Here is a 10,146-nt window from a genome sequence, read left to right as displayed (position 1 = left end):
CATTTTTTTCGGGAAAGCTTGATTTTAAACAGGAGTATTTGAATCGAAATAGAAATAAAGAGCGAAGCAAAGGGGTTATCTTGTTACGACGTTATAGTGATAGTTGGAAATTAAAATAGCGATAATTTGACGTTAAATCGCCTAAACGTGGATGTCTAGCAAGCTGCCAATGATTTCATTGTTTTTCTCTATGACAGACGCGCCAACTCGGTTATAACCAGCGGCTTGTGCGAGGTTGCTGAGAGATTCAACTTTTTGAGAGGGAAGGCTAGGTGTTGAGGCTGTTATTGCGACATCCGCAACCGCAGCTAAATCGATGTTGTGATCAGAAAGCTTTTCTTTTACCTTACTTACATTATTGCTAATGCCATGTGCAGCTTTCTCGGCCATTTGTTGTGACATCTGAACGATGTGGTATCCAGATTGAATTCCCGATACAGGCATATCACTACTCCCAACATTATGATAGTGAGAGCATAGGTGGAGTTTATAAAACGTTCAAGTGTTTTATATCAATGACTTGATTAGGCAAACAGTTTGGCAAGCATTTCTCTTTCTTCACCAGATAGAACCGGTTTTTGCGCTTTATTTAGTTTCACGCTGATCTCACCTTGTAATGACTTTAACTGACTTGCCGTTAAATCACTGAGCTTTTGCTTAAGTTCATTAAATTGTTGTGCGTTCATCTCAATACCTTCGTCGTGATTCGGTTTATCCGTCGTTGCCCGAAATTCTTCATCCTTTGGATACAACATATTTATTCAACCAAAATAGATTAGAATTTGATCGATTGCTTTTTGTCCGAATATTGTCAAGGTGTGTTAAGTGATACGTCAGATCTTTCCTAAGAAGGTACATAATTACCCACTTTGGGGTAGATGGAAACGTAAAAAGAAAAAGGGAAGCGATATAGCGCTTCCCTCTTACATATGGTTTGAATGTTACTAACTTACCCTGACGGCAAACTTACTAGCAAGTGAATGAAGCTCTGGGAGCATGCGATAGATAAGATGAAGTTGCTGCAATACCATGCGGGCAGAGCTGTCGTCTTCATCGCGCCATTCATTTAAGCGTTGCTCGAGTCCAGCATCATCAATATTAGATAGGTCACACTCCTCACAATGCTGGTGAAGCTGTTTATGAAGTACATCCAGATGTTGATGAATACAACGGTGAGCATCTAAAACGAGTTTATGAATTGACTCATCTTCGATGCGAGTTCTGTGCGCGCCTAATGCAGAAATATAGTTCAACATTGCGTGATTTAACGTTAGGAAGCGAAAACTTTCATCCACAGCTGCGCGATATTTGCCAGGCTCCGCCAGCATCGTACTAATCGCAGAAGAGAGTGAGGCATCATTATTGTGGGCCTGGCGGCGAGCGATACGGTAGCTCAAATTGTCTTTCTTGCCGATTCTATACTGACCAATGATCTGATCGAGATACTGCTTGTTCGCCTCTATCGCATCCGACATAACTTTGTGAAGCCTTCTCGACTGCCAGTCGGGCAAAATAACTAATACAGCTCCTACTGCAAGCACACACCCGATGAGGGTATCTGCTAGTCGAGGAAGGACAACTGCGTAACCTTCACCTAGTTGATTAAATAAGAAGAGGACGAGCAGTGTAATAAAACCAGTCGCGTACCCATAGTTGTTCATCCGGAAGGCGAAAAACATCACACCAGAGATAACGATAAATACTAACTGGCTTTCTTGAGAAGGGAAAAAAGTCAGCAATGGTACACCAATCAACAAACCAGCTAATGTACCTATTACTCTTGCCGTCAATTTTTGGCGAGTGGCACTGTAGTTCGGTTGGCATACGAATAAAGTGGTTAAGAGTATCCAGTAACCTCGGTCGATGTTGAATATTTGAATGATTCCATAGCCAATCGTTAAGGCAATTGACATACGTAATGCATGCCGAAACAGCATCGAATCTTTGTGTAAATTTGCTGATATACGCTGCCACATCGCTTTTAGCGTGTGTGGGTTGGTATCGGCGAGGGTATCTTCTTCGAGGCCTTCAACATCTGGGTTGTTAATGTTATTAAGCTGTTTTTCTACCGTCGCTAAGTTGTTGAATAAATATGTTAACTGCATCAGAAGACGTTTCCAGTGCCCTTGCTTTTGTTCTTCTAGATAAGCAAGAGAGTTTTGTACTTCAGCTAATGCCAGAATAGATTGATCGGTATGGGAGTATTCATTTCCTAGCTGAATGGCTAGTGCAATATCACGACACGCTTGGGCTTGAGACTCCAAAAGATATTTAAAACGAAACAGCACATCAGAACGTTCAAATTCGGTCGCTAAATCCTGATAGCGATAATGGCTAGAACTGACTCGTTCGTGAATGTCTTGAGCGATGAAATAAATATTTAAAAATCGGTCACTAGGCCCATCAATGTGACCCCGTTTCGATCGGTTAAGTAATGTGGTTTTACAAGCGTTTAGTGCCGTAACCGTGGCAGCATTGCATTTTGCAGCTTCAATCCTCAGCGGTTGTGGCGTCAAGTTGGTCACAGGGTGAAAAAGCTTGGCTTTCGCATCAAGATAATTCGCCATTTGGAAAAACACATTGGCTAGGCTTTGTTGCACCGGTTGAAGGGGCCAAAATATCTGCCAAATCATGGACATGAAGTAATACCAGGCGGCACCAGTCAAAAGCAGTAGTGGCTGAAACCAAATGTTGGTGCTTTCATGTGCGCCAAGCATAGTATAAATAGCGATCAGCAACGAACCAAAAGCAATACTCGCGTACTTAGGACCTATCGCCCCAAGAATGATAAAACCAAAGGTTGAGATAAATAACCCTAATGCAAATGCCCAAGGGGTATCGAACAAGATTTCAATTGAAAAAGCAGCAAGCGCAAAACAGAGAAAGGTGAGAATCAGAGCCTTGATGCGTCCAGTGAAACTGTCATCACTTTCAGCCAAAGCAGCAGCAATAACGCCTAATATTAATGGCGTTATCAGCGTGTTTTGCTCGAAGTACCAAGTCGGGATAACTACACCCAGTAAGGTGATTAGGATAAGAACGCTGTAATTTATGGTCTTGTTTGCCCAATAGAGCCGAAATTTAGAAGTTGCTTGCACAATGCGCCTTATGTTTCCGATGAAGAACAGGGGGAATACTACCAGACCCACTATAGCGCGTTTATGATTTACTTTAAGAAAAATTCGTGGTTGCTGATAAAATCAGCAGGGATGTCATTGACTTATATTAAAGCTGCCAGGTCATGTATTGAGGATTGTAAAGCCAGCTTCAAATAACCTCAGCTTTAGGTTATTAAATCGACAGTAATGTGAATTTTATTAAAGAATAGAAGAAGAAGCTTACTTAGGAGCTCGCCGTTGCTACAATTTAGCGCCTTAAAATGATATAAATCGACAACTTCTAAACTAAAAGGCGCACGTTTCATGCAGCTTACTGCCACTAGCAAAGCACAGTTTTTTATTCAAAATGAGTACCATCACGTCGAAATAAAAGAGAACAGTGTTTTATTAAGCTCGATAGGCAGTGAAGAACATATTCCTTTTACGATCTGGAATGGCAAAGTTAGCGTAAAGCGTGGGTTATTATGGAGCTCTTTACAGTTTTTTGCTCATGAACACGAAGGCAAACAACAAAGCTGGCTAGTCCAAGGTTTACCGTGGCCACAATGCCGAAAGTTCGCGCTTGAGGCCGTTCGTCAATATCAAGAGTGGCACAACACTCAGTGCCGAAAACTGGCTGAGTATCTACCTAAGTGGGAAGAAGAGCTTTACAAACTAAAGCACTTGCCTGCTTACTTATCGCATTCTCAAGTGGTCTCCTGGGTTGAAAGTCTTAACCAAGAGTTAAGCGAGATGAAAACCACCCTAGAAGAAGCCAAAATGCGAATGCCGAATCGTATGTCGCAAATAGAGCCTTGGCTCATTGATACCTCTGAGGCGCTTGGTGAGCGTAATCGCGATTGGCTAGAAGCAGAACGTCCAAATTGGGAAGTGCTGTTTAATCAAATTGAATCCTCTCCTTTGAATTTATCCCAGCAATATGCGGTATTACTCAACGACGACCACAACTTAGTTCTTGCTGGTGCCGGCTCGGGCAAAACCAGCGTTTTAACCGCACGAGTTGCCTATTTGTTGCAAAGCCATCAGGCTCAAGCAGAAGAGCTTCTCATGTTAGCGTTCGGTCGTGATGCGGCGACTGAAATGAAAGAACGCTTAGTAGATAAAGTGGGCATGGCGGCAGACGGTGTGCGCGTCAACACATTCCATCAGTTGGGCTTGTATATTCTTAAACAAGTCGAACAGCAACCTGTCGAAATTAGCCCTTTAGCGTTGGACGAAAATCAACGAACGGCATGGTGTGTAGACTGGTTGAAAAAACATTGGATGACACCCACCAACTTTAAACGTTGGCAAAAACATTTAGACAAATGGCCGATTGCGTACCTAAAAGGGGATGATGAGTTAGGAAGCCATTCAGAAAATCCAAAACTGATCGCTTGGCTAGATTCGCAGCTGTCTCATTTAGCGGCGGTAGGGTTGACCAAAAAGCAAGTACAAGAAAAGCTCGTAAACCACCAAGACTATACGCGTTTAAATAGTGAACTCGCCTTATGCTGGCCATGTTTTACAGCGTGGCAGAAAATGCTTAAAGAAAGCAACCAAGTGGATTTCCCAACCATGATCAGTCGTGCGACAGATTATGTGAATAAAGGGAAGTTTGTCTCGCCATGGCGCTTTATTATGGTCGATGAGTATCAAGATATCTCTCCAGATCGTCTGGCATTGATTGAAGCACTGTGTGAATCCACTCAGAAACAAGCAGGTGCCACGTTATTTGCTGTTGGCGACGATTGGCAAGCGATCTATCAGTTTGCAGGAGCGGATGTCGATCTTATCACTGGCTTTAAAGAACGCTTTGCTCACTCTACCGTTCATCACTTAGATACAACTTATCGTTTCAACAATCAGATTGGTGATGTAGCGAATACATTCGTGCAGCAAAACCCATCGCAGTTGCCGAAAACACTAAACAGCCACAAACAACGCAAGCAGAAGAGCGTACATACCGCGCCGAGCAATCAAGTGGAAAAGATCTTGGATCACTTGAATCAACAAGCCAAGCAAACCAAGTCAGTTTTATTGCTAGGACGTAACCATTATCATAAGCCCGATTTGTTCGACGATTGGTTGCGACGTTTCCCTAATCTCGATATTCGCTTTATGACTTGCCATGCGAGTAAAGGACGCGAAGCTGACTTTGTGATTATTCTTTCTGTGGATGAGGGGCAATTCCCCGCTAAGAAGAAGCAAATTCACATTGATGGTGCGTTGACGGAGTCCAAAGACAAATTCCCTTACGCAGAAGAGCGCAGGCTATTTTACGTGGCGATTACACGTGCGAAAGAGAAGGTTTGGATCACGCATACTGGTGCGGGATCTGCATTCGTTCAAGAGCTCGTTAATGGTGACTATCCCATAGTGACTTCCCGTTAAATGCAACGTTTAGAATGTTAAAAACAGCAAGGGCGATACTTGGTATCGCCCTTGCTTTATTTGGTTGGCATCAAAGCTTACATGCGCTCAGCAAGATAGGCTTCGTAATCCGGTACTTCGATGTCTACTTCTTGCTCAAGAAGAGGGGAGTTAAACAGGAACTTAGCGGTGGCTCGGTTCGTTGCTACAGGAATATTCCAAACACTAGCAATACGAAGAAGCGCTTTAACATCTGGGTCGTGAGGTACGGCATTCAGTGGATCCCAAAAGAAAACGAGAACGTCGATTTTGCCTTCTGAAATGAGAGCGCCTAGTTGTTGATCACCGCCCATCGGACCACTGATCATGCTCTTGATCGCAAGTCCAGTTTCTTTACTCAGCATGTGTCCTGTCGTGCCAGTTGCGTAAAGGAAGTGACTCTGTAGCTTTTCTTTGTTTTCTTTTACCCAGCGAAGTAGCTCAGGTTTGCAGTTGTCGTGAGCAACCAAAGCCACATGTTTATGGGTTGGCATGGTACGAATGGTTTTTTGCATCAAGATGTTTCCGTTTGTATGATTTTAAAATTGTTGTGGCTCAATAGAACACGTTTTTGGTCTTTCAATCAACAGCCTTAACACGGAATGTCGGCCTATATTCTGACGGAGATAACGATTCTTCGATCGTGTCGTCATGAAGCGTCTTCGGAGTCAGTGGTTTGATGGTTGGTGAGGCATGTTTGTCATAAGCTTCACCTCTTAAGTAATACGTTGCTTGCATCACGGAAAGCCGACCTTGCTGCACCATTTTATCTGTTGGTGCGAAGAGCACTTTGTTACGTAACAGGCCTCGATATACACCATGACTTAAGTACACAGAAACTAAACCGATCTCCTCAGCTTTGCCGGCACTGCGCAGCTCACTGATGGCCGCTTCAATCGCCACTGCACTGCCAACAATGTAATCTATATTTCCCATATCGATCACACGTTGAACTAGGTTACGTTGTAACTCCTTGTCGTTGTCTGCCCAAAATGAGTCAACAATGTTGATATCACTTCCTTGTATCGCTTCATAAAATCCGGCAGTAACGGGTTTCGTACCACCACGAGTTCGCGGCCCCAAAAGTAAGGCAATGTTGGTTTTTCCTGACCCCTTTGGATGGCGAGCTGCCAAATATTGACCCGCTTCGTATCCCATCCAATGCCAGTCAACACCGACAGTCCCTTTTAGCAACTCACTTTGTTCTTCATCCAAGTCGAGTTGGTTCACAGTAGCAAAAACGGGAGTATTCCCCACCCAATTTTTAAGTGAATGCTCGTAAGCCTGTGGGTCCACGGTCCCAAGGATAACCGCATCTGCTCCCCATTGGTTACACAGTGCGAGTTGTTGTTCTTGACGGGTTTTGTTTGGGTAGCCGCCCGCTTCAAGGACTCGTAGCTCGACACCTTCTCTTTTCGCTTCGGACACCATTCCATAGTTTACTGACAACCAGTATGAATCCTTTAGGTGAGGGTATATTGCACATATTTTCTCTGCGGCAACCGCTGGCAAAGAAGCAACTAGGGTTAAAGTGGCTGCAGAATGTTTGAAAAATGTGCGAAATGCGTGTTGATTTTTAACCATGAAATGAAGTTCGTTGGCATAGATTAAGTAAACACTGCAAAATATAACGTAATATGTCGCTGAACACGAACATTAAGGTCATGAAAATATGCTGCTAGCAACTGCAAGCATCGGTCGTAAACTTTTGTTGTCTTTCATTGCGATGGCAATACTGGTCATGTTATCGGCACTTATTGGTGTGTCTGGATTTTCTTTGGTTGCCAAAACCGAAAGAAATGTCGTGGATTCTGCGATTCCCGCCATGATTGAGGCGAGACAAGTCTCTGAGTTGAGTACTCGTATTATTTCGTCTGTACAAATGTTGTCGAACGCAAGAAACGAGCAGGAAAGAAAGGAGTCAGGGCGAGTGCTGTTCGAACAGCTCGAGTCTTTACTCACTCACATCAAGGAGCTCGGGAGTGAGTCGTTCGATTCTCAATTGTTAGAAGCTTTAGAGAATAACGTCCAGAACGTTATCGACAATTTGGCAGAACTCGGTGTTTCGGTTGAAAAAAAGCTGTGGCTTGCAAAAGAGATAGATACTCGTGTTGAAGAAATGCGTCTGCTCAGTGAAGAGCTAGAACAACTAACTCGTACGCAAGTTCAGAATACAAGCACCATTGCTGTTGCTAACGTCACGCATATTTATGACTTATTAGAATCGAATAAAAAATCGCAAGTTTATCAGGCGCTAGATGCACTGGTGGAGGTCGATCTTGATCTGACTGAGCGATTACATGAACTGCACTTGTTGGCCTTTAAAATGTTGAATCAGATTGAAGAGGCTCGGACATTAACGAATATTGAGCGAATTCAACAGGTTCAAAGTGATTTCGATAGCAACCTCAAAATCATGCAACGCCGTGTACTCGCTGTGGAAGATCCTACGCGCTCTAAGCAAATGAGCCAACTGCTCATAGAGCTTGGTAAGCGTCAGGTCGTATTTTCTATACTGATGCAGCAATACGAGAATAACGAACAGTCACAACAACTGATGCAAAAGACATTAGAGTTGTTCTCAGAGCTTAATGGCACGGTCAACAAATTGGTTGATGATTCAAACAAAACCACTACCGTCGCTGTAGACCAATTGACCAGCACACTGAAATTCGCTCAGTGGTCTTTAACCGTTATTTCAATTGTTGGTTTGATTGTATTGGTGCTGATTTTATGGCGTGTGGTGTACCTTTCTGTTGTGAAGCGGTTAGCTGAATATTCCGCTGCGTTGCTGTCTGTGGCGCAGGGTAACTTAGCGGTTGAGTTGGAAGTGAAAGGCAAAGATGAGTTGGCGCATATGGGGCAGGCCATTATCACGGCTCGTAATACCGCGCAAGCACTAAAAGTGGTAGCAGAGGGTGAAGCTCAAGCCAAGCGAGAGCTTGAGGAGCATAAAGAGCATTTAGAAGAGCTCGTTGAGCAGCGCACTTCGCAGTTAAAACAAGCAAACCGCCGTTTGAATGAAGAGGTTTTGAATCACGCTAAAGCTCGCAAGCAAGCAGAGCAAGCGAGCCGAGCAAAATCGGCATTCTTGGCGACGATGAGCCATGAGATAAGAACGCCAATGAACGGAGTGTTGGGGACAGCACGCTTGTTGATTGACTCAGGCCTCAACCCAATTCAAAAGCGTTATGCGGAAATCATTAATCGTAGTGGTAAAACGTTGCTCGCGATCCTTAATGATGTACTGGATTACTCCAAGATTGAAGCGGGGCATTTAGAAATTCGTCACATGGGCTTTGATTTACACCAAATGGTGGAGGACACTTTCCAGTTAATGAACAGTCGAGCACAAGAGAAGAAGCTGCTGTTCTCCTACCATATTGAAAGTGATGTTAGTCGCTACTGGAAAGGGGATGTCACCAGAATCAGTCAGGTGCTGAACAATCTCGTTGGTAACGCGATTAAGTTCACTGACGAAGGAGAAATTGATATCTACGTTAGCCTGAACCCTGAGGACGAGTCGCAAGTCCTGTTTGAAGTATCAGACACTGGAATAGGAATTGCCAAAAAATACCAGAGAACGTTGTTTGATGCCTTCACGCAAGCTGAAGGTGGGATGAGCCAAACTGGAGGCACGGGGCTTGGACTTGCCATCAGTAAGCGAATCATTGAAGCGATGGGCGGTGTTTTAGAAGTCGATTCCGAAGAGGGAAATGGTAGCCGATTCTGGTTCTCTATTCCGTTAGAGGAAAGCGAACCTGTTGAAACAGGAACCGTGGCAACCGCACGTTGCAAAGTGAAAGCAAAGGTCTTGCTAGTAGAAGATAATGAAGTCAACCGAGTGGTCGCGGAAGGTTTTCTAGAAAGCATGGGGCACCAAGTCGTGATGGCAGAAAACGGCTCACAAGCAGAGCAACTGATCAGCACACAAGATTTTGATATCGCTTTGGTCGACATCAACCTCCCTGATTGTGATGGAACTGAGTTGATCCAACGCTTAAAGCGGATTGAGTGTGATAAGCCGGCCAATAAAGCGCTTGCCGTCACGCCAATGATTGCAGTGTCTGCGCACGTTTTTGCGGAAGAAGTTGAGCGCTATCTAGCCGCTGGTTTTGACGGATACTTGCCTAAGCCATTGGCAAAAGAGGCACTCGCGGCATTGATTCAGGATGCGCTAGACGGAAAGCCGTTGTTGTTGCCACAAAATGCCGACTGTACCCCGTTTGATCAAATTTCGCCTCAAGAACAAGAGCTACAATTAAAGGTCGTTCAAGCACCTAAAACAAAGGAACCCGATGTGGTTATCATTAATCCGAGCGTGATTGAGTCCGATATGAAAATCTTGGGCAGAGATAAGATGTTGCACATTATTAATCTGTTTAGAGCCACCAGCACCGATGTATTAAGCAAGCTGCAAGCGTCTGCTGAGGACAATGATAGTAAAGAAGTAAAGAACCTTGCCCATAAATTAAAGGGCAGTGCAGGAAGTTTAGGACTAACTGCGCTAATGAACGCTTGCCAAGCAATTGAAGCCGCGCCTCAACCTCTAGATACCTATAATGCGACTAAAGATGATTTAGTTTCTCAAGTGTCTGCATCAATTCAAGCTCTGGATGAGTTAATGGCGAAGTAA

General features: G+C 44.0%; 7 protein-coding genes. 2 read left to right on the top strand and 5 right to left on the bottom strand.

Features of this window, described 5'->3' with window-relative positions:
- Window positions 1-141: 141 nt before the first annotated feature.
- The 3 genes from R7H07_RS01385 to yccS all read right to left on the bottom strand — a co-directional run bounded on the left by R7H07_RS01385 (window position 142) and on the right by yccS (window position 3,098).
- A complete protein-coding gene (locus R7H07_RS01385; RefSeq protein WP_042520711.1) occupies window positions 142-444 on the bottom strand; it encodes a hypothetical protein in 303 nt (100 codons plus the stop codon).
- Window positions 445-524: 80 nt separating this feature from the next.
- Window positions 525-755: a hypothetical protein gene (locus R7H07_RS01380; protein ID WP_005376575.1), complete on the bottom strand. Its 231-nt coding sequence runs from the start codon at window positions 753-755 to the stop codon at window positions 525-527.
- Between the two features lie 189 nt (window positions 756-944).
- Complete coding sequence (gene yccS / locus R7H07_RS01375; RefSeq protein WP_005376573.1) at window positions 945-3,098, bottom strand: YccS family putative transporter; 2,154 nt, start codon at window positions 3,096-3,098, stop codon at window positions 945-947.
- A gap of 324 nt (window positions 3,099-3,422) precedes the next feature.
- On the opposite strand from yccS, the gene helD reads away from it, so the two are divergent.
- A complete protein-coding gene (helD, locus tag R7H07_RS01370) occupies window positions 3,423-5,492 on the top strand; it encodes a DNA helicase IV (protein ID WP_005376572.1) in 2,070 nt (689 codons plus the stop codon).
- 77 nt (window positions 5,493-5,569) lie between these two features.
- Here helD and R7H07_RS01365 read toward each other — a convergent pair whose 3' ends face one another.
- Both R7H07_RS01365 and torT read right to left on the bottom strand, forming a co-directional pair.
- On the bottom strand, window positions 5,570-6,025 hold the full coding sequence (locus tag R7H07_RS01365) for a methylglyoxal synthase (protein WP_005376571.1): 456 nt from the start codon (window positions 6,023-6,025) through the stop codon (window positions 5,570-5,572).
- A gap of 64 nt (window positions 6,026-6,089) precedes the next feature.
- Complete coding sequence (gene torT, locus R7H07_RS01360; RefSeq protein WP_258473774.1) at window positions 6,090-7,139, bottom strand: TMAO reductase system periplasmic protein TorT; 1,050 nt, start codon at window positions 7,137-7,139, stop codon at window positions 6,090-6,092.
- A gap of 43 nt (window positions 7,140-7,182) precedes the next feature.
- Between torT and torS the strand changes: the two genes are divergently transcribed.
- Complete coding sequence (gene torS / locus R7H07_RS01355) at window positions 7,183-10,146, top strand: TMAO reductase system sensor histidine kinase/response regulator TorS (RefSeq protein ID WP_064369292.1); 2,964 nt, start codon at window positions 7,183-7,185, stop codon at window positions 10,144-10,146.

The organism is Vibrio sp. Vb1127, assembly GCF_033338735.1.
GTDB classification, from domain to species: Bacteria; Pseudomonadota; Gammaproteobacteria; order Enterobacterales; family Vibrionaceae; genus Vibrio; species Vibrio alginolyticus.
Note: the sequence above shows the minus strand (reverse complement) of the source record. Positions and strands in the feature narration are given on the sequence as shown.